Below are 20,578 nucleotides of genomic sequence, written 5' to 3'. Positions count from 1 at the left end.
AGCATTGGACACCGGTACGGGGCGTGCGCCCGGGCCCGGTGGTGTGCGTGAGGGAGGACTGCGGTGAGCGAGACGAGCCCGAGGCTGCGTGCCGAGCTGGAGGGTATCCCCGCCTATGTGCCGGGCAGGCCCGCGGCGGCCGGCGGTCCCGTCGCCTACAAACTGTCCTCCAACGAGAACCCGTATCCCCCGCTGCCGGGTGTCATGGAGACGGTCACGGCGGCGGCCGCGTCCTTCAACCGCTACCCGGACATGGCCTGCACCGCGCTCAACCAGGAGCTGGCCGAGCGCTTCGGCGTCCCGGTCTCCCACGTCGCCACGGGCACGGGCTCGGTCGGCGTCGCCCAGCAGCTGCTCCAGTCCACCAGCGGCCCGGGCGACGAGGTCATCTACGCCTGGCGGTCCTTCGAGGCGTACCCGATCATCACGCGGATCAGCGGGGCGACGCCGGTGGAGGTGCCGCTGACGCCGGGCGACGTGCACGACCTGGACGCGATGGCCCGGGCGATCACCGACCGCACGCGGCTGATCTTCGTCTGCAACCCCAACAACCCGACGGGCACGGTGGTGCGCCGCGCGGAGTTGGAGGCGTTCCTCGACCGGGTGCCGGACGACGTCCTGGTGGTGCTGGACGAGGCCTACCGCGAGTTCATCCGCGACCCCGAGGTGCCGGACGGCGTCGAGCTGTACCGCGAACGGCCGAACGTGTGTGTGCTGCGGACCTTCTCCAAGGCGTACGGGCTCGCGGGGCTGCGGGTCGGTTTCGCCATCGGCCACGAGCCGGTGGCGGCGGCGCTGCGCAAGACGGCGGTGCCGTTCGGGGTGAGCCAGCTCGCCCAGGACGCGGCGATCGCCTCGCTGAACGCCGAGGACGAGCTGCTCGGCCGGGTCGGCTCGCTGGTCTGCGAGCGGAACCGGGTGGTCGAGGCGCTGCGCGGCCAGGGCTGGACGGTGCCCGAGACGCAGGCCAACTTCGTCTGGCTGCGGCTGGGGGAGCGCACGACGGAGTTCGCGGCGGCGTGCGAGCGCGCGGGGGTCGTCGTCCGGCCGTTCGCGGGTGACGGGGCGCGCATCACCATCGGGGAGACGGAGGCCAACGACATCTTCCTGAAGGCCGCGGAAGGTTTCCGCAGGGAGCTCTGACCGGCACCACCCCGCTCCGCCACGCTGTGCCGAAGGGCCGGCCGGCCCACGCCGACCGGCCCTTTCGCGTGCCCTCGTGCGGAGTCGCCCGTGTGAGGCGGCCCACTTTCGCCTCCAGGGGACCCCCGGGCCTCCGGCCTCGAACGGGTATGCGTCATAATTGCTTGTGAATGTGAACGCGTTCACAAGCGCGTCCCGGTTCATCCCGTGATGCGCGCTGTGTACGGGCCGAAACGCGTGCGAAACGCATGCCGTGGGGTGTGCGATCCGCCGCTTCGTGACCACGGCGACGTAAGGAGAGACGACGTGGAACTGGCTCTGGCGCCGGAGACCCTGGCGCGCTGGCAGTTCGGCATCACCACCGTCTACCACTTCCTCTTCGTCCCGCTGACGATCTCGCTGGCCGCCCTGACGGCCGGCCTGCAGACCGCCTGGGTGCGGACGGAGAAGGAGAAGTACCTCAGGGCCACCAAGTTCTGGGGCAAGCTCTTTCTGATCAACATCGCGATGGGCGTCGTCACCGGCATCGTGCAGGAGTTCCAGTTCGGCATGAACTGGTCCGACTACTCGCGCTTCGTCGGTGACATCTTCGGCGCCCCCCTCGCCTTCGAGGCGCTCCTCGCCTTCTTCTTCGAGTCGACCTTCATCGGACTGTGGATCTTCGGCTGGGACAAGCTGCCGAAGAAGCTGCACCTGGCCTGCATATGGATGGTGTCGCTCGGCACCGTCCTGTCGGCCTACTTCATCCTGGCCGCCAACTCCTGGATGCAGCACCCCGTCGGCTACCGGATCAACGAGTCCCGCGGGCGCGCCGAACTCACCGACTTCTGGTCCGTGCTGACCCAGAACACCGCACTCGCCCAGGCCTTCCACACCCTGTCCGCGTCCTTCCTCACCGGTGGCGCGTTCATGGTCGGCATCGCCGCCTTCCACCTGCTGCGCAAGAAGCACATCCGGGTGATGAAGACCTCGCTGCGGCTGGGTCTGGTCACCGTGGTCGTCGCCGGTCTGCTCACCGCCGTCAGCGGTGACGTCCTCGGCAAGGTCATGTTCAAGCAGCAGCCGATGAAGATGGCGGCCGCCGAGGCGCTGTGGGACGGTCAGTCCCCCGCCCCCTTCTCGGTGTTCGCCTACGGCGACGTGGAGAAGGGCCACAACAGCGTGGCCATCGAGATACCCGGCCTGCTCTCGTTCCTCGCCGACGACAGCTTCTCCTCGTACGTCCCCGGTATCAACGACGTCAACAAGGCCGAGCAGGAGAAGTACGGTCCCGGCGACTACCGGCCCAACATCCCCGTCACCTTCTGGGGCTTCCGCTGGATGATCGGCTTCGGCATGACGTCCTTCGCCCTGGGCGCGGCCGGACTGTGGCTCACCCGGAAGAAGTTCCTGCTGCCGCGGCACTTGAGGGTCGGCGACGAGGAGGTGCCGCACCTGGTGCTCTTCCGCAACAAGGCACTCGGCCCCACGCTGACGAAGTGGTACTGGCGCGCCGCGATCCTCACCCTCGGCTTCCCGCTCCTCGCCAACTCCTGGGGCTGGATCTTCACCGAGATGGGCCGTCAGCCCTGGGTCGTCTACGGCGTCCTGCGCACCAGTGACGCGGTCTCCCCCGGTGTCTCGCAGGGCGAGGTGCTCACCTCGATGCTCACCTTCACCGCCCTGTACGCGATCCTCGCCGTCGTCGAGGTCAAGCTGCTCGTGAAGTACGTCAAGGCCGGGCCGCCCGAGCTCACCGAGGCGGACCTCAACCCACCCACGAAGATCGGCGGCGACTCGCGGGACGCCGACAAGCCGATGGCCTTCTCCTACTAGGCCGGGGAGCGCTCACTCATGGAACTGCACGACGTCTGGTTCGTCCTCATCGCCGTCCTGTGGACCGGCTACTTCTTCCTGGAGGGCTTCGACTTCGGGGTCGGCGTCCTCACCCGGCTGCTGGCCCGGAACCGCTCCGAGAAGCGGGTGCTGATCAACACCATCGGCCCCGTCTGGGACGGCAACGAGGTCTGGCTGCTCACTGCGGGCGGCGCCACCTTCGCCGCCTTCCCCGAGTGGTACGCCACCCTGTTCTCCGGTTTCTATCTGCCGCTGCTGGTCATCCTCGTCTGCCTCATCGTGCGCGGTGTCGCCTTCGAGTACCGGGCCAAGCGGCCGGAGGAGAAGTGGCAGCGCAACTGGGAGGCCGCGATCTTCTGGGCCTCGCTGCTCCCCGCCTTCCTGTGGGGCGTGGCCTTCGCCAACATCGTGCGCGGAGTGAAGATCGACTCCGGCCTCGAGTACGTCGGTAACGTCTGGGACCTGCTCAACCCGTACGCCCTGCTGGGCGGAGTGGTGACGCTGGCGCTGTTCACCTTCCACGGCACCGTCTTCGTCGGCCTGAAGACCGTCGGGGAGATCCGGGAGCGGGCGCGGCGGCTGGCCCTGAGGGTCGGAGCGGTGACCGCCGTCCTGGCGCTCGTTTTCCTGCTGTGGACGCAGACCGACAAGGGGGACACCGGCTCGCTGGTGGCGCTCGTCGTGGCCGTGGCCGCGCTCGTCACCGCGCTGGGGGCGGCCCGGGCCGGCCGGGAGGGCTGGGCGTTCGCCCTGTCGGGGCTGACCGTCGTGGCCGTGGTCGCGATGTTCTTCCTGACCCTCTTCCCCAACGTCATGCCGTCCTCGCTCGACCCGGACTGGAGCCTCACGGTCACCAACGCCTCGTCGAGCCCGTACACCCTGAAGATCATGACCTGGTGCGCCGGCATCGCCACACCGCTGGTGCTGCTCTACCAGGGCTGGACCTACTGGGTGTTCCGCAAGCGGATCGGCACCCACCACATCGCGGACGCCGCGCACTGATCCCGACAGCGGGAGACAGGGTGTGTTTCACGTGAAACACACCCTGCCCCGCCCCTCCTCGACCCCGAGGGTGTGTTTCACGTGAAACCAATCGACCCGCGTCTTCTGCGCTACGCGCGCGCCACCCGCCTCTTCATGCTGGCGGTCGTCGCCCTGGGCGTCGTCGGGGCGGCGCTGGTCATCGCCCAGGCCATGCTCATCGCCGAGGTGGTGGTCGGCGCCTTCCAGCACGGCGACTCGCTCGCGGCACTGCGCACCCCGCTGCTTCTGCTCGCCGCCGTGGCCGTCGGACGGGCACTCGTCGCCTGGCTCACCGAACTGGCCGCCCACCGGGCGAGCGCGGCGGTGAAGTCGGAGCTGCGCGGCCGGCTGCTGGAGCGGGCCACCGCACTGGGCCCAGGCTGGCTCGGCGGTCAGCGCACCGGTTCCCTGGTGGCGCTGGCCACCCGTGGTGTCGACGCCCTCGACGACTACTTCTCGCGCTATCTGCCCCAGTTGGGGCTCGCGGTGGTGGTCCCGGCAGCGGTGCTGCTGCGGGTGGTGACCGAGGACTGGGTGTCGGCGGCGATCATCGTCGGCACCCTGCCGCTGATCCCCCTGTTCATGATCCTCATCGGCTGGGTCACGCGCTCCCAGACAGACCGTCAGTGGCGGTTGCTCTCCCGGCTGTCGGGGCACTTCCTCGACGTGGTCGCGGGGCTGCCGACGCTCAAGGTGTTCGGCCGGGCCAAGGCGCAGGCCGAGTCCATCCGCCGGATCACCGGCGAGTACCGGCAGGCGACCATGCGGACCCTGCGGGTCGCCTTCCTCTCCTCGTTCGTCCTGGAACTGCTCGCCACGATCTCGGTCGCGCTCGTCGCGGTCACGATCGGCATGCGGCTGGTCCACGGCGACATGGACCTCTCCATCGGACTGGTCATTCTCGTCCTCGCCCCCGAGGCGTATCTGCCGCTGCGGCAGGTGGGCGCCCAGTACCACGCGGCGGCCGAGGGGCTCGCGGCCGCCGAGGAGATCTTCGAGGTACTGGAGACGCCGGTGCCGGACTCCGGTACGCGACGGCTGCCGGAGGGGGAGATCGCCTTCGAGGGGGTGACCGTCCGGTACCCGGGCCGTGCCTCCGACGCGGTGACCGGGGCCTCCTTCCGTGTCGCGCCGGGTGAGACGGTCGCCCTGGTCGGCCCCAGCGGCGCCGGCAAGTCGACGCTGCTGGGCGTGGTGCTCGGCTTCGTACGGCCCGACGCCGGACGGGTGCGGGTCGGCGGGGCGGACCTCGCCTCGGCCGACCTGGAGGAGTGGCGCTCCCGCCTCGCCTGGGTGCCGCAGCATCCGCACCTGTACGCGGGCACCATCGGCGAGAACGTACGCCTGGCCCGCCCCGGCGCCGACGACACGGCGGTGCGCCGGGCACTCGCGGACGCCGGGGCCCTGGAGTTCGTCGACGCGCTGCCGGACGGCACGGACACCGCGCTCGGCGAGGACGGGGCGGGGCTCTCGGCCGGACAGCGGCAGCGGCTCGCGCTGGCCCGGGCGTTCCTCGCCGACCGGCCGGTCCTGCTGCTCGACGAACCGACGGCCGCGCTGGACGGCACCACCGAGGCGGAGGTCGTCGAGGCCGTGCGGCGGCTCGCGGTGGGACGCACGGTGCTGCTGGTGGTGCACCGGCCGGCCCTGCTGGCGGTGGCCGACCGGGTGGTGCGGCTGGAGCCGGCGTCCGTGACGGCCGTCCCCGCGCGGACGGGTGCGGCGGCCGGACGGGAACACCCGGGTGCGGCAGCACCGGGCCGCGACGACGCCGACGCGACCGTCCTCGACGGCTCCCGGGCGCCCCGGGGCGGTGTGCTCGCCCGGGTGCGGGCCATGGCGCAGCCCCTGCGCGGACGGCTGCTGCTCGCCCTGCTGCTCGGCGCCCTCGCGCTGGGCAGCGCCGTCGGCCTGATGGCCACCTCCGGGTGGCTGATCTCCCGCGCCTCCCAGCAGCCCCCGGTGCTGTACCTGATGGTCGCGGTCACCGCCACGCGGGCGTTCGGCATCGGCCGGGCCGTCTTCCGGTACACCGAGCGGCTCGTCTCGCACGACGCGGTGCTGCGCATGCTGGCCGCCACCCGGGTCGCCGTCTACCGGCGGCTGGAGCGGCTGGCCCCCGCCGGGTTGCGCAGCGCCCGGCGCGGCGACCTGCTGAGCCGGCTGGTCGCGGACGTGGACGTGCTCCAGGACTACTGGCTGCGCTGGCTGCTCCCCGTGGGCGCCGCCTGCGCGGTGTCGGCCGGCGCGGTCGGGTTCACCGCGTGGCTGCTGCCCGAGGCGGGGGCCGCCCTCGCCACCGGCCTGCTCGCGGCCGGCGTCGGCGTCCCGCTGCTCACCGGTGCCGTCGCCCGCCGGGCGGAGCGCAGGCTGGCGCCCGCCCGCGGTGAACTGGCCACGCGGGTGACCGATCTGCTCACCGGCACCCCCGAGCTCACGGTCGCGGGGGCCCTGCCCGCGCGGCTCGCCGGGGCCCGCCGGGCCGACGGCGTCCTCACCCGGATCGCCTCCCGCTCGGCCGCCGCGGCCGCCCTCGGTGACGGGCTGACCGCGCTGATCACCGGCCTGACCGTGGTGGCCACCGCGGTCGCCGGGGTCCAGGCGGTCGCCGCCGGCCGGCTGCACGGCGTCGCCATGGCGGTCGTCGTCCTCACCCCGCTCGCCGCGTTCGAGGCCGTGCTCGGGCTGCCGCTCGCCGTACGGCACCGGCAGCGGGTGCGGCGCAGCGCGGCACGGGTGTACGAGATCCTCGACGCCCCCGAGCCCGTGCGCGGGCCGGAACACCCCCGGCCGACGCCCGCCACGCCGTTCCCGCTCGTCGTGCGGGGGCTGACCGCCCGTCACCCCGGGCAGCGGCGGCCGGCGCTCGACGGCCTCGACCTCACGCTGGAACGCGGCCGGCGCATCGCCGTGGTCGGCGCGTCCGGCGCGGGCAAAAGCACCCTCGCCCAGGTGCTGCTGCGCTTCCTGGACGCGGAGGGCGGCACGTACACGCTGGGCGGCACGGACGCCGCCGCGCTCGACGGCGACGACGTACGGCGGCTGGTGGGGCTGTGCGCGCAGGACGCGCACCTCTTCGACAGCTCCGTGCGCGAGAACCTGCTGCTGGCGCGCCGGGACGCCACCGAGGCCGACCTGCGCGACGCGCTCGCCCGGGCGCGGCTCCTCGACTGGGTCGACGGGCTGCCCGACGGGCTCGACACGTTCGTCGGGGAGCACGGCGCCCGGCTCTCCGGAGGCCAGCGGCAGCGGCTGGCCCTGGCCCGGGCCCTGCTCGCCGACTTCCCCGTCCTGGTCCTCGACGAGCCCGCCGAACATCTCGATCTGCCGACCGCGGACGCGCTCACCGCCGATCTGCTGGCCGCGACCGAGGGCCGTACGACGCTGCTCATCACCCACCGGCTGGCCGGACTGGACGCGGTCGACGAGGTGCTCGTGCTGGCCGGGGGCCGGGCCGTGCAGCGCGGACCGTACGCCGTCCTCGCGGCGGTGGACGGACCGCTGCGGGAGATGCTGGCGCGGGAGGCGGAGAGCGATCTGTCGGGAGTGACGGCGGTGGCGGGCGCCGCGGCGTAGAGGTGCGGGAGGTCGTGTCCCTCAGCCCTGTTCGGCCAGGACCCGTTCGATGACGACCGCCACGCCGTCCTCGTTGTTGGCGACCGTCCGGCCGGACGCCGCGGCGAGGACGTCCGGGTGGGCGTTGCCCATCGCGTACGAACGGCCCGCCCACGTCAGCATCTCGACGTCGTTCGGCATGTCGCCGAAGGCGATCACCTCCTCGTGGGAGATGCCGCGCTCGGCGCAGCACAGCGCGAGCGTGCTGGCCTTGGAGACGCCGGGGCCGCTGATCTCCAGCAGGGCGCTGGGGCTGGACCGGGTCACGGTGGCGCGGTCGCCGACGGCGAGCCGGGCCAGGGTGAGGAAGGCGTCGGGGTCCATCTCCGGGTGGAAGGCGAGAATCTTCAGCACCGGCTCGGCGGCGGTGACCGAACCCTCGGCGAGGAGTTCCTCGGCGGGCGCCAGCGTGTCGGGCCGCTCCAGGTGCATCTTCGGGTAGTCCGGCTCCTGGTGGAAGCCGTACGTCTGCTCCACCGCGTACACCGTGCCGGGCGCCGCCTCGCGCACCAGCGTCACGGCATCCAGGGCGTTGCGCCTGGCCAGCTCGCGGACCTTGACGAAGCGGTGGGCGCCGGGGCCGCCGTGCAGGTCGACCACGGCCGCGCCGTTGCCGCAGATCGCCAGGCCGTGACCGTGGACGTGGTCGCTGACGACGTCCATCCAGCGGGCCGGGCGGCCGGTGACGAAGAAGACCTCGATGCCGGCCTTCTCGGCGGCGGCCAGCGCGGCGACCGTGCGCGGGGAGACGGACTTGTCGTCGCGCAGCAGGGTGCCGTCGAGATCGGTGGCGATCAGCCGGGGCGGGACGAGGGAGAAGGGGCGCTCTGGCCGCCGGGTCGCTGAGGTCACGACAGCGATTCTCGCGCACCTGTGCCCACTGCTTGGCGGCGGGCGCCAGGAAGAGGCCCGCCACGGGCCCGGCTCCGCTCGCCGCGGCGCCTCAGGACGGCACCGCCGCCGGTGCTCCGAGCCCCGCGTCGCGGGCCAGCAGCGCCGCCGAGGCCCGGTCGTGCACCTGAAGTTTCGTGAGTATCCGCGAAACGTAATTGCGTACCGTCTTCTCGGCGAGGAAGAGCCGGCGGGCTATCTGGCGGTTTCCCAGGCCACTCGCGAGCAGTGTGAGAATCTCCAGCTCACGGCTGGTCAGACCCGATAGTGCGGTCGGTTCGGAAAACTTCGGCACGCTGGAGAAATATCTGCTGAACCGGGCGGCGATCGTCTGGCTGAAGGCCGCTCCGCCCTTGGCCACCAGCTGAATGGAATCGAGCAGTTCCTCGGCGGATCTCATGCGGGTGAGGTAACCGTTGACCCCGACCCGTACGGCGGTGAGGACCACGTCGTCGTCATCGTTCTGCGAGACCACGATGATTTTCGGGCGGCTTTTGTCGAGGCGGTAGCGCGTGAGGATCTGCTGGACGTTCTCACAGATGCTCCGCTTGGAGGGCGGCTCGCCCAGGATGACGACGTGGGGTTTGACACGGGAGTCGTCCAGACATCGCATGCCGTCGCCCGCCGTCACGGACCGGCCTATGAGGCTTACTCCTTCCTCCTTGTCGATGATGGATTCCAGTCCGGCCAGGGAAACGGGGTCATCGCAGAGAATGAACAGATTGATGTGCACTTTTCCGCGCCTCCTGGACACTGGCTGAATTTCGGCGGAATGCCGACCCGTATGAGTACGACCAGGACAAGTAAGGGGTGAGCGCGCCGAACGGCACTGCGAACGAGTATGCGGGTGTGAATGACGGCGACACAAGTTCGTTCTCGAAGTGATGGAGCCGCATTCCGTTTGGGGAGCCAATCCCGGCCAGTGTCGTGGCATGTCGGACGGGTGCCGGCGCAGGGGCGTCCCCCGGCGTTTTCACATGAGTTTCACAGAGCTCTCCGCCGGGCCGCGGGGCCGCGGGCACCCGGTGGACGCGGCGTCGGCCGGGGGCCTACGTTCACCCCATGGCCGACCTCCCGCCCCGGCGTCTGCTCGTGCTCGACGGACTGGCCGCCCTCGGACTCACGCTGCTCGCGCAGTTGTCGCCGCTGCGGCCTGCCCCCGGCGCCGGCGTGGCCGACGGCACCGTGTGGCTGCTGTCGGCGAGTGCCGCGCTGCCGCTGGTCGTGCGGCGGCTGTGGCCCGTACCGGTCTTCGGGTGGGTGCTGGTCACGGCCTGTGTGGCGCTGCCGTTCGGCCTCGGGCCGACCTCGTTCCTCGCCGCGGCGTACGCGCTGTACCTGGTGGCCGTCGGGCGCACGCGTCCCCCCGGCCGGTCCCCGGTCGTCGTCGGGGCGGTGAGCGCGGTGGGCGCGGCGGCGCTCACGGTGACCGGCGGGCAGGGCCAGCAGGGCGGGACGCGGGCGGTGCAGGCCGTGTTCGCGCTGCTGGTCCTCGGCGCCACCTGGGCGGCCGGTTCCGCGGTCCGTGAACGGCGGGAAAGCGTGCGGCGCGTCATCGGGGAGGCGGCCGAGCGCGCCAAGGTCGAGGAACGCCTGCGCATCGCGCGCGACCTGCACGACGTCGTCACGCACAGCGTGGGGCTGATCGCCGTCAAGGCCGGGATCGCCAACCACGTGGTCGCCACCCGCCCCGAGGAGGCGCGGGAGGCCCTGGCCGTGATCGAGGACGTCAGCCGCAGGGCCCTGCGCGACATGCGGGCCACGGTGAAGGTGCTGCGCCGGGAACCGGACGGCTCCGCGGAGCTGCGGCCGGTGCGCGGGCTGTCGGACCTGCCCGCACTGGTGGCGACGGCGCGGGCGGCGGGCGTCGAGGTCGACCTGCGGTCCCGGTGCGCGCCGGAGGAACTGCCGGACGGGGTCGCGCTGTCGGCGTACCGCGTCGTGCAGGAGGCTCTGACCAACGTCATCAAGCACGCCGCGCCCACCCGGTGCCGGGTGCGGCTCGGCACGGAGCGGGGGGTGCTGGCGATCGAGGTCGCCGACGAGGGCCCCGGGCCCGGCCACCGGGTCGCCCTGCCGGGTGGAGGACTGGGCCTGGTCGGGATGCGGGAGCGGGCCGCCGCGCACGGCGGCACCCTCACGGCCGGACCCCGCACGGACGGCACGGGCTTCCGGGTCTCGGTGACCCTGCCGTACTAGTACTAGGGCCCGGACACCAGGGCCCCGACCGGGCCGGCCGCCCGAGGCAGCCGCTCCCCGTCCCCGCCCCGCTCCGGGCGTCCAGCTCCGCCGTGCCCCCGCCCCCGCTTGAGCGCCCCGCCGGCGGCGGCGCCCCCGCCCCCGTCTCATACTCAGGTAGGGGTCCGGCCCCCGCCCCGTTCCCCGGAGTCCGAACCCGGGACCGATGTGCCGGGCCGCGCCGCTCGCGAGACTGGGCGGGTGATCGACGTCCAGAACCTGACCAAGCGGTACGGCCGGAAGACCGTCGTGGACGGTCTGACCTTCACGGTGCGCCCCGGCACCGTCACCGGATTCCTGGGCCCCAACGGCGCCGGGAAGTCGACCACCCTGCGCATGGTGCTCGCCCTGACCCGCCCGGACGCCGGTACCGCGCGCATCGCCGGGCACGCCTACCCGGACCTCGGATACCCGGCCCGCCACGTGGGCGCGCTCCTGGAGACCTCCGGTCCGCACCGCGGTCTGACCGCCGCCCGCCATCTGGGCTGGATCGCCCGGAGCAACCGCATCCCCCGCCGGCGCGTCGCCGAGGTACTGGACACGGTCGGCCTCGGCGACTCGGCGCGGCAGCGCATCGGCACCTTCTCCCTCGGCATGGCGCAGCGGCTCGGACTCGCCGCCGCCCTGCTGGGCGATCCACCCGTGCTGATACTCGACGAGCCGTTCAACGGCCTGGACGCGGAGGGCATCCGTCACCTGCGCGAACTGCTGCGCGCGCGGGCCGCGGAGGGCCGTACCGTCCTGGTCTCCAGCCATCTGATGACCGAGATGTCACTGGTCGCCGACCGGCTGGTCGTCGTCGGCGGGGGCCGGCTCCTCGCCGACACCGGCATGGCGGACTTCATCCGCCGCCACGGACGGACCTACGTCCGGGTGCGCACGGCCGAACCCCTGCGGCTCCACCAGGAACTGGAGCGGAAGGGGGCCGTGCTGCGGTTCGCCCCGGACGGCAGCCTGGAGGTCGAGGGCGTGGCGGCGGCCGAGATCAGCAGGCTGGCCGCCGCCGAGGGACTCGCCCTGGACGAACTCGGCACCCACACCGGCTCCCTGGAGGACACCTTCCTCGAACTGGTCGCCGAAAGAGCGGCGGGAGCAGGGGGAGCAGGCGGAGCGGCAGGAGCAGCGGGAGCGCGAGCCGAAGGGCCCAAGGAAGGCGGCACCACCGATGTCTGAGACCCTCGCGGCCGTACGGGCGGAGGCCGCCAAGCTGCGCGGGGTGCGTGGCACGCTCGCCGCCCTGCTGCTGTTCGCCCCCTTCAGCCTCCTCGTCGCCGCTCTGGACGGCTGGTCCGCGAAGGGCGCGATCGACTCCGGCAGCTCCGGGCTGCGCTCCGACTTCACCCCGGAACAGGCCGGCCTGGACGGCGTCCTCTACGGCCAGCTCGCCCTGATCGTCTTCGGCGTGCTGATCGTGTCCGCCGAGTACGGCTCCGGCATGATGCGCGTCTCGCTGCTTGCCGTGCCCCGGCGCGGCCGTCTGTATCTGGCGAAGATGACCGTCACCACCCTGGCCGCCGCGGCTCTCGCGGTGCCCGTCACCGTCGCCGGCTACCTGGTCACGCAGGCCGCCCTCGGATCCCACGGCTCCACGCTCGGCGCCGACGGCGTCCCCCGCGCCCTGGCCGGGGCCGTGGTCTACCTGACGCTGATGACCCTGTTCGCGGCCTCCGTGGCCGCGACCGCCCGCAGCGCCGTCCTGCCGCTGGCCGTACTGCTCCCGATGGTGCTCGCCGGTTCGCAGATCCTGTCCGTCATCGGCGCCACCAAGGACCTGGTCCGGTACTTCCCCGACCAGGCGGGCAGCGAGCTGCTCGACGTGCACTCCGACGGCGCGCTGCGCGGCGCGGTGATCCTGCTGCTGTGGACCGCGGCCGGGCTGGTCTGCGGTTACGTCCGGCACCGCAGGTGGGACGGCTGAGTACCGCACCGGTACCGGAGTCGCCCCCAGGGCGGTCACGGAGGCGGGACCGGGTGGTGGGACAACCGCGGGACCGCCGTCCCACACCCCCGGGACCCGGGACGGGACCGCTCCGGGACGCCTGCCCCATGCCCGTGGGACGGACGGCCGCATAGCTTCCAGGCAGTTCGCGGGCCGAACGGTTCGGCCCCGTGCACCCACCTGGAGGTAACGGATGTCCGCCACGTACGAGCCCCCCGCGCTGCAGGAGATCGGCGACTTCGACGAGCTCACCAAGTGCCTCGGCGTCGGGAGCTGCAACGACTTCGCCGGCTGCGGCTACGCCATCGTCTGCTTCTGGTGATCATTCCGGTGCCGGTGCGCCCCCTGGCGCGCCGGCACCGCCCGGGGAACGAGGCGACATGGATTTCGTAGTTCTTCCGGACTGCCCGGCCGCCGCCGCACCGGCCGCGCGGTTGCCCGCGGGCCGCAGGATCGACCACGCGTCGGGACGCCCCTGGCTCGTCGGCGACTGGTCCGACGACGAGGCGACGGTGGTCGAGGCGGGCCCGCGGCGCCTGGTGCTGCTGGGCCACACCCGGCCGGACGGGGCGGCACTGCGGTCCGCGCTCGGCCGGCTGCGCTCCCTCCACGACGTGGACGCCCTCGCGTCCCGGCTGCCGGGAGCCCTCCATCTGATGGTCTCGATGGACGGCGACACCCGCGTCCAGGGCTCCGTCGCCGGCGTACGGCAGATCTTCACCGCCCGGGCCGACGGGGTGAGCGTCGCGGCGAGCGCCGTGGCGCCCCTGCTCCGGTTCACCGGCGGTGACCTCGACGAGAGCGTCCTCGCGGCCCGTCTGCTGGCACCGGGCGGAGCCCCCTGGCCACTCGCGCAACACCCCGTGCGCCGGGGCGTCGACCCGCTGCGCACCGGTCACTGGCTGCGCCTTGACGCCCACGGGCGGTCCCGGCAGATCCGCTGGTGGACGCTGCCCGAGGCGTCGCTCTCCCTGGCGGAGGGCGCCGAGGCGGTGCGCACGGCGCTGGCCGAGGCGGTCGCCGTGCGGTCCGCGCCGGGCCGGACGCTCAGCGCCGACCTGTCCGGCGGCCTGGACTCCACCTCGCTCTGCTTCTTCGCCGACCGGGCCGGCGCCGACCTGGTCACCTACCACGTCGCGCCCCTGGACAGCGCCAACGAGGACACCGCCTGGGCGCGCAAGGCCGCCGCGCTGCTCCCGCGGGCCCGTCACCACACGCTCGCCGCGGACCGGGCCGAGAACCTGTTCGACGTCGGCTACACCGCCGACCTCACCGGCGTGGCCCCGGAGGGGCCCGCGACCTGGGCCTCCGGGCTCCCGCACCTCACCGACCTGGCCGCCCGGGCGACCGCGGCGGGCGCCGCGCTGCACCTGACGGGGTTCGGCGGCGACGAACTGTTCGGCCGGATGCCCACCAGCGCGTGGTCCCTGGCCCGGGCCCGGCCGATCGGCGGGCTGCGGCTGGTCAACCGCTACCGGCTGGCCAACCGCTGGTCGTGGCGCGGAACCGTGCGCGCGCTCGCCGACCGGTCCACGTTCGCCCGCAATCTGACGGCGGTCGCCGCCCGGATCGGCGACCCGCCCCCACCGCTCGACGAGCCCGACTTCGGCTGGGTCTTCGCGCCCCGGATGCCGGCCTGGGCCACGCCGGAGGCGGTGGCGGCGGTGCGGCGGCTGTTCACCGGGGCCGCCGCGGCCGGACCCGAGCCGCTGGACGCCGACCGCACCAGGCACCAGGCGCTGGCCTCGATCGTCTTCGAGGGCAGCACCGTCCGCCAGGTCAACACGGCACTCGCCGAGACCGGGGCCGCCGCGGGCGCCGGGACCGGTCACGGCCGGGCCCGCATCCGCTGGGAGGCGCCCTTCCTCGACGACCGGGTCCTCGCGGCGGCGCTCGCCACCCGGGTCGACCAGCGCCTGGCGAGCGGCCGGTTCAAGCCCCTGCTGGCCGACGCGGCCCACGGCGTCGTCCCCGCCGACATCCTCGGCCGGCGCGACAAGGGCGAGTTCAGCGCCGAGGCCTACCGGGGGCTGGAACGCAACCGGGACCGGCTCCTGGAACTCGCCGAGGACTCGCGGCTGGCCCGGCTCGGCCTGATCGACCCGGCCGCGTTCCGCGCCGCGGTGCTCGACCCCGGGCCCCTGTCCCACCACCTTCAGCCGATCGCGACCACCGTCGCGTGCGAGAGCTGGCTGCGCACGCACACCCCGGACCCGGGAGACCGCACATGAAGCTGAGCCTTGCCCGTGACGTCACCCTCACCCCCCTGGAGACCGGAGCCGTGCTGCTCGACGGCCGCCACGGCCGCTACTGGCAGTTGAACGAGTCAGGGTCCGCCATCCTGCGCAGGCTGCTCGACGGGGACGCGCCCGACGCGGCCGCCGCGAGCCTCACCGCCGCCGCACCGGTCGACGACGCCCGGGCGAAGCGGGACGTCCTCGCCCTCATCGACGCGTTGAGCGCCGCCAAGCTCGTGGAGGTGTCACGGTGACCACGCCCGCCGTCGCCGAACGGGCGCCCCGCCTCCCCCTGCGCCAGCAGCTCGCACCCCGCTGCGCGGCCGGCGCCGCCCGCCTCCTCGTCCGGCTGCCGCCCGCCCGGCTGGCGCGCGTGCTCCGGGTGCTCAGCCGGGGCGCCCGGCCCGCCGGGTACGCCGGGACCGCGCGCGCCCGGCAGTCGGTCGTCGCGGTCAGCGTGCGCTGCGCCGGACTCGGCTGCCTCCAGCGGTCGGTGGCCACCGCCCTGCTGTGCCGGGCGCACGGCCGCTGGGCCGACTGGTGCACCGGGTTCCGCGTGCAGCCCTTCGGCGCGCACGCCTGGGTCGAGGTCGACGGCCGGCCCGTGGACGAACCGGGCGAGCTGAGCGCCTTCCGCACGGTCCTCGCGGTACGCGCACCGGGAAGCGACCCGCACGGAGCCGGACCCGGCCCGGACCCCGTCGCACCGCAGCCGCAGCCGCAGCCGCAGCCGCAGCCGCAGCCGCAGCCGCAGCCGGACCCGCGCCGTGCCGGACCGGGCCCCGACCGCCTCGCGCGGGACCTCCACGACCCCGAAGGGAGCCGTTCGTGACCGCGATCCGCGCCGAGGGGCTCTACGCCTACTACGGCACCACCCCGGCCGTGAACGGCCTGGACCTGACCGTCCCCGAGGGCACCACGTTCGGCTTCCTCGGGCCGAACGGCGCCGGCAAGACCACCACCCTCTCCCTGCTGACCACCCTGCTCCCGCCCACCTCGGGCCGGGCCGAGGTCGCCGGCTTCGACGTCGTGACCCACCCCGCGGAGGTGCGCCGCCGCATCGGCATCGTCTTCCAGGAGTCCACGCTCGACCAGGACCTCACGGCCGCCGAGAACCTGCGGTTCCAGGCCGACCTGTGCGGACTGCGCCGCCGCGAGGCCCGCACCGCGATCGCCGCGATGCTCGACCTTATGGAACTGACCGGGCGCGAGGGCGTCCCCGTACGCCAGTTCTCCACCGGACTGCGCCGCCGGCTGGAGATCGCCCGCGGCCTCATCGGCAGGCCCCGCGTCCTCTTCCTCGACGAGCCGACGACCGGCCTGGACACCCAGACCCGGGCGGCCGTCTGGAACCACCTCGACCGGCTGCGCGAGGAGGAGGGGATCACCCTCTTCTTCACCACGCACCAGCTGGAGGAGGCCGAGCACTGCGACCGGATCGCGATCTTCGACCGGGGCAAGCTGGTCACCGAGGGATCACCCGCCCAGCTCAAGTCCGTCATCGGCGCCGACGTCGTCATGCTGCGCACCGACGACGACGCACGGGCCGCCGAGGCCGTGGCCGAGCGGTTCGGCACGACGGCGGAGCCCACCCCCGACGGACTGCTGCTGCGGGTCGCGCACGGCACCGCGCTCGTGCCCCGGCTCTGCACCGGCCTCGGGGTGACGGTGCGCGAGGTGTCCGTGGCCCCGCCCACGCTCGACGACGTCTTCCTGCACCACACCGGGGCCGCCGTTCGGGAGACCGGCGGCGGCGCGCACACGCTGGACGCCCTCGGGGAGGGAGTGCGATGAGCCGCACCGAGACCATGCAGCCCGCCTCCGGCACCGGCCGCGCGGCACCCCCCGACGGCGCGGACCGGGCCGCGCCCGCCCGGCCGCCGGCCACGCTCGCCGACCGGTCCTGGCGCGCCGTCAAGCCGTACGCACTGCTGTGGCGGCGCGAGATGACCCGGCTGCGGCACAACCCGGTGCGCCTCGCCATGGGCCTGGTGACACCCCTGCTGTTCCTCGTCGTCCTCGGCACCGGTCTGGACGCGGCGTCCGACAGTCTCGGCCGGGCGCAGCTCAACGACTACCGGGCCTATCTGTTCCCCGGCACGCTGATCATGTCCGTACAGGCCCCGGCGATCGCGGTGGGCATCTCGCTGGTGTGGGACCGCCGGCTCGGCGTGCTCCGGCAGATGCTCGTCTCGCCGTTCCCGCGCTCCAGCATCGTCCTGGGCCTCGCGCTCGGCGGCGCCACCACGGGCGCGCTCTACGGCCTGCTGGTGCTGTCGGTCGGGGGCATCGCGAGCATCCGGTACTCGCCGATGCTGCTGGTCGTGCTGCTGGAGGTGCTGCTCGTCTCGCTGCTGTTCACGGCGCTCGGCCTGCTCGCCGCGGTCACCATCCGGCAGGTCGAGACGTTCCAGGTGGTGGTGAGCCTCAGCCTGATGCCGATGATGTTCTTCTCCGGCGCGATGTTCCCGCCGAACGGCCTGCCCGGCTGGCTCGCCACCGTGGTGAAGCTGAACCCGCTGACGTACGGCATCGACGCCGTCCGCCGGACCCTGCCGGGGCCCCAGTCGCTCACCTCGGAGCAGACCCGGCTGGTGGTGGGCGGCTGGCACCCGCCCGTCGTCGCGGAACTCGGACTGCTGGCGGCACTCACCGCCGTGGCACTCGCCCTGGCCACCCACCGGTTCTCCCGCAGCCGATGAACGGGGCCGGGACGAGGGACCGGGCGGGGACGGGGACCCGGGAGACGCCCGCGGTCCGCGCGGGCGGCGCCGGATGGTGGGGGACCGCGGCGCGGGCGGTGCTGGCGGCGGTCCTGGGCTACGCGGGCCTGGTGAAGATCGGCGACCTGGCGGAGGCCGGCCGCACCATGGCCCTCTACCGGATCGTGCCGCAGGACGCCGCCCAGACGGTCGGCGGCGTGCTGCCGTTCGTCGAGGTGGCGCTCGCGCTGCTGCTGGCCGCCGGGCTGGCGACAAGGGCGGTGGCCGTCGCCGCGGCCGTCCTGATGGCGGCCTACACCGCCGCGATCGTGTCGGTGTGGGCACGTGGACTGTCCATCGACTGCGGCTGCTTCGGCGGCGGCGGCACCCTCACGAGCGGGGCCGCGCGCGGTTACGCCGTCGACATCGTCCGTGACGTGCTCCTCCTCGGCGTGGCCGCCTTCCTGGTCCGCGCGCCGCGGACGCGGTACGCGCTGGACGGCTGGGTCCTGGACGCGAAGGAGGAGTAGAGGTGCGGTCAGCGGACAGCAAGCCGACGGACGTCAGGTCGGCGGACAGCGAGCCGACGGACGTCAGGTCGGTGGACAGCGATCCGACGGACAGCGAACGGGCGGACGCCGGGTCGGCGGACGCCAGGTCGGCGGACGGACAGGCGGCGGACGGTCGTCGGGCGGTGGACGAGCGGCCGGTGGACGGCTTCCCGTCCGCCTCCCCGTCGCGGGACGCCCAGGTGCGCGCGATGGTGCACCGGCGCACCCGCCGGCGCCGCACGCTGCTGGTCTCCCTGGTGGCCGCGGTGGTCGTCGTGGGCGCGGCGGTGGTCGGTGCCGGACTCGTCCGGGCGAGCAACTCCCCGCCGGAGAAGGCGCCGGACGACGTGCCCGCCGGGGTCACGGAGGACAAGGCGGGCCTGGCGGTCTCCACCGGGCCGGTACGGGTCGACCTCTACGTCGACTACCTCTGCCCCGAGTGCCGCACCCTCGAACGCCGTCTGACCACGGATCTGAGGAGGCTGACCGAGAACCACGAGATCGGTCTCGTCTACCACCCCGTCACCTTCCTGGACGACTACAGCAGCCCCGGCGGCTACTCGACCCGCGCGGCCTCCGCCGCCGCCTGCGCCGCCCAGGAGGGCCGGTTCGCGCGGTACACCGCGCTGCTGTTCGACAAGCAGCCGCCCGAGCGCGGTCCGGGACTGAGCCGGGCCCGGCTCACGGCGCTCGGCCGGGAGGCGGGGATCACCGGTGCCGCCGCCGACTCCTTCGCGTCCTGTCTGCGCGCGGACACGTACGGCCCCTGGGTGACGTACGTGTCGGACACGGCCGCCGCGCACAAGGTGTCGCTGACGCCGACGGTCATGGTCGACGGCAAGCGCGTCGACGTCACCGGCTCCGACCCGTCCGGCACGCTGGACCGGGCGATCGCGAAGGCGGCACGGTGAGGGCGGCCGGTTCGGGCTTCGCGCGCCCGCGGTCGGCGGAGGCCGCACGATGACGCGGCTGACGCTCGCGCTCTCCGGCGACTTCATGGCCACCCGCGGCGCGGTGATCACCGACGACCCCGCCGCCGAGGCGCTCCGGGACCTGCTGCGCGCCGCGGACTTCGCCTTCACCAACCTGGAGGTCGTGCCCGGCCACGGGCGGGGCCACCCGGTGCACAACGCGGCGGGCGGCGGCTGTCTGATCGGGGAGCCCCGGGTGCTCGACGAGGTGGCGGACGCCGGTTTCACGGTGCTCGGCTGCGCCAACAACCACGCGCTCGACCTGGGCGTGGAGGGGCTGCTCGGCACCATGGAGCTGCTGCGCGCGAAGGGCCTGCCGTACGCCGGGATCGGCGCCGACCTGACCGCCGCGCGGCGGCCCGTCTACGTCGACCGGCCCGGCGGAAGCCTCGCCCTGCTCTCGTGCAGTGCGACGTTCCTGCCCGGGCAGCAGGCGGCCGAGCCGTCGCCGGAGCTGCCGGGACGGCCGGGGCTCAGCCCGCTGCGGCACGGCGCGACGCTGTCCGTTACCCCCGCCCAGATGGAGGTGTTGCGGGAGATCGACGGCGGGACGGGGCTGCGCGACCGCCGGGCCGAGGCGCGCACGCTGCTCGGCATGGACCCGGCGGTGCCCGGACCCGGCCGGCTCACCCTGTTCGGCGGCCGCTTCCGGGTGGCGGACGAGCCGGGCCTGACGACCGAGTGCGATCCGGACGACCTCGACGGGATCTGCCGGTGGGTGGGCGAGGCCCGGCACCGCGCCGACCTCGTCGTCGTCAGCGTCCACTCGCACGAGCCGGGCCCCACGCCCGAGCAGCCGGGCGAGTTCCTGCGCGCGTTCGCCCACCGGGTGATCGACGAGGGCGCCGACGTGGTGGTCGGACACGGCCCGCACCACCTCAGGGGGCTGGAGATGTACCGGGGGCGGCCGGTCTTCCACAGCCTGGGGAACATCGTCAGCCAGATCGAACTGGCCGAGCGGGTCGGTGCCGAGGACTACGCCCAGGTGCCCGCGCCTCCCGGGCAACCGCTCACTCCGGGACGGTACTTCGACGCGCTCAGCGGCCACGGGCACCGCTTCTTCGCCCCGCACCGCCGGTACTGGCGGTCCCTGGTGCCCGTCCTCACGTTCGAGGACGGCCGGCTCGACGGCGTCGCCCTGCACCCGGTCGAGCTGGGCTTCGGCCGTCCGCCGCACCGCCGGGGCCGCCCCCGGCTGGCCGCCGGGGCCGAGGCGGGGGAGATCCTCACCGACTTCGCCCGCCTCGGCGAGCCGTACGGCACCCGGCTGACGGGCGCGGACGACGGCGTGGGCCGGGTGGTGATCGACCGGGAGACGGAGCTCCGTCGGGCCGTACCGCGCGGGGCCGGGCTCCCGGAGTCCCGGGACCGGGAGGCCGCCCGTCGATAGACTGGCCCCTCCTGAGGGCCCGACGAGCGGTGGGCGGGGGAT

General features: G+C 73.7%; 18 protein-coding genes. 16 read left to right on the top strand and 2 right to left on the bottom strand.

Annotation, left to right across the window (positions count from 1 at the left end; all coding sequences use genetic code 11):
• Window positions 1–63: 63 nt before the first annotated feature.
• The 4 genes from hisC to cydD all read left to right on the top strand — a co-directional run bounded on the left by hisC (window position 64) and on the right by cydD (window position 7,578).
• Entirely contained in the window at window positions 64–1,143 is a 1,080-nt protein-coding gene (hisC, locus tag OIE12_RS16295; protein WP_329135991.1) for a histidinol-phosphate transaminase, read from the top strand.
• 306 nt (window positions 1,144–1,449) lie between these two features.
• Window positions 1,450–2,958 carry a cytochrome ubiquinol oxidase subunit I gene (locus tag OIE12_RS16290; RefSeq protein WP_329135989.1) on the top strand — a complete coding sequence of 503 codons (1,509 nt, stop codon included), beginning with the start codon at window positions 1,450–1,452 and terminating at the stop codon, window positions 2,956–2,958.
• 18 nt (window positions 2,959–2,976) lie between these two features.
• Window positions 2,977–3,981 carry a cytochrome d ubiquinol oxidase subunit II gene (gene cydB, locus OIE12_RS16285; protein WP_329135988.1) on the top strand — a complete coding sequence of 335 codons (1,005 nt, stop codon included), beginning with the start codon at window positions 2,977–2,979 and terminating at the stop codon, window positions 3,979–3,981.
• 81 nt (window positions 3,982–4,062) lie between these two features.
• The gene (cydD, locus tag OIE12_RS16280; RefSeq protein WP_329135986.1) at window positions 4,063–7,578 is read left to right on the top strand and encodes a thiol reductant ABC exporter subunit CydD; all 3,516 of its coding nucleotides are present in this window, start codon (window positions 4,063–4,065) and stop codon (window positions 7,576–7,578) included.
• A 21-nt stretch (window positions 7,579–7,599) separates the two neighbouring features.
• On the opposite strand, the gene OIE12_RS16275 is transcribed toward cydD, so the two are convergent.
• Both OIE12_RS16275 and OIE12_RS16270 read right to left on the bottom strand, forming a co-directional pair.
• Entirely contained in the window at window positions 7,600–8,469 is an 870-nt protein-coding gene (locus OIE12_RS16275; protein ID WP_329135984.1) for a Cof-type HAD-IIB family hydrolase, read from the bottom strand.
• Window positions 8,470–8,560: 91 nt separating this feature from the next.
• On the bottom strand, window positions 8,561–9,241 hold the full coding sequence (locus OIE12_RS16270; protein ID WP_329135983.1) for a response regulator transcription factor: 681 nt from the start codon (window positions 9,239–9,241) through the stop codon (window positions 8,561–8,563).
• A gap of 329 nt (window positions 9,242–9,570) precedes the next feature.
• Here OIE12_RS16270 and OIE12_RS16265 point away from each other — a divergent pair, with 329 nt between their 5' ends.
• The 12 genes from OIE12_RS16265 (at window position 9,571) to mslH (ending at window position 20,536) form a co-directional block, all read left to right on the top strand.
• Entirely contained in the window at window positions 9,571–10,707 is a 1,137-nt protein-coding gene (locus tag OIE12_RS16265) for a sensor histidine kinase (protein ID WP_329135981.1), read from the top strand.
• 240 nt (window positions 10,708–10,947) lie between these two features.
• Complete coding sequence (locus OIE12_RS16260) at window positions 10,948–11,919, top strand: ABC transporter ATP-binding protein (protein WP_329135980.1); 972 nt, start codon at window positions 10,948–10,950, stop codon at window positions 11,917–11,919.
• A complete protein-coding gene (locus tag OIE12_RS16255) occupies window positions 11,912–12,664 on the top strand; it encodes an ABC transporter permease (RefSeq protein ID WP_329135978.1) in 753 nt (250 codons plus the stop codon). Before OIE12_RS16260 ends, OIE12_RS16255 begins: the two co-directional genes overlap by 8 nt.
• Window positions 12,665–12,878: 214 nt before the next feature.
• On the top strand, window positions 12,879–13,007 hold the full coding sequence (locus tag OIE12_RS16250; RefSeq protein WP_106969722.1) for an aborycin family tricyclic lasso peptide: 129 nt from the start codon (window positions 12,879–12,881) through the stop codon (window positions 13,005–13,007).
• 58 nt (window positions 13,008–13,065) lie between these two features.
• The gene (locus tag OIE12_RS16245) at window positions 13,066–14,916 is read left to right on the top strand and encodes a lasso peptide isopeptide bond-forming cyclase (RefSeq protein WP_329135975.1); all 1,851 of its coding nucleotides are present in this window, start codon (window positions 13,066–13,068) and stop codon (window positions 14,914–14,916) included.
• Window positions 14,913–15,176, top strand: coding sequence for a lasso peptide biosynthesis PqqD family chaperone (locus tag OIE12_RS16240; RefSeq protein WP_329135973.1), 264 nt, complete (start codon window positions 14,913–14,915; stop codon window positions 15,174–15,176). The genes OIE12_RS16245 and OIE12_RS16240 overlap by 4 nt, the downstream gene beginning before the upstream one ends.
• Entirely contained in the window at window positions 15,173–15,754 is a 582-nt protein-coding gene (locus tag OIE12_RS16235) for a lasso peptide biosynthesis B2 protein (protein WP_329135971.1), read from the top strand. The genes OIE12_RS16240 and OIE12_RS16235 overlap by 4 nt, the downstream gene beginning before the upstream one ends.
• The gene (locus tag OIE12_RS16230) at window positions 15,751–16,716 is read left to right on the top strand and encodes an ATP-binding cassette domain-containing protein (protein WP_329135969.1); all 966 of its coding nucleotides are present in this window, start codon (window positions 15,751–15,753) and stop codon (window positions 16,714–16,716) included. Before OIE12_RS16235 ends, OIE12_RS16230 begins: the two co-directional genes overlap by 4 nt.
• A complete protein-coding gene (locus tag OIE12_RS16225) occupies window positions 16,713–17,624 on the top strand; it encodes an ABC transporter permease (protein WP_329135967.1) in 912 nt (303 codons plus the stop codon). Before OIE12_RS16230 ends, OIE12_RS16225 begins: the two co-directional genes overlap by 4 nt.
• Window positions 17,621–18,154 carry a MauE/DoxX family redox-associated membrane protein gene (locus OIE12_RS16220; RefSeq protein ID WP_329135965.1) on the top strand — a complete coding sequence of 178 codons (534 nt, stop codon included), beginning with the start codon at window positions 17,621–17,623 and terminating at the stop codon, window positions 18,152–18,154. The genes OIE12_RS16225 and OIE12_RS16220 overlap by 4 nt, the downstream gene beginning before the upstream one ends.
• Before the next feature lie 2 nt (window positions 18,155–18,156).
• Entirely contained in the window at window positions 18,157–19,086 is a 930-nt protein-coding gene (locus tag OIE12_RS16215) for a DsbA family protein (RefSeq protein WP_329135962.1), read from the top strand.
• Between the two features lie 49 nt (window positions 19,087–19,135).
• Entirely contained in the window at window positions 19,136–20,536 is a 1,401-nt protein-coding gene (gene mslH, locus OIE12_RS16210) for a lasso peptide C-terminal Trp epimerase (protein ID WP_329135960.1), read from the top strand.
• The last annotated feature ends 42 nt before the right edge of the window (window positions 20,537–20,578 follow it).

The sequence above is a fragment of the Streptomyces sp. NBC_00670 genome (assembly GCF_036226765.1).
Lineage (GTDB): Bacteria > Actinomycetota > Actinomycetes > Streptomycetales > Streptomycetaceae > Streptomyces.
The sequence above is the reverse complement of the archived record's forward strand: the minus strand, read 5'-3'. Positions and strand labels throughout refer to the sequence as shown.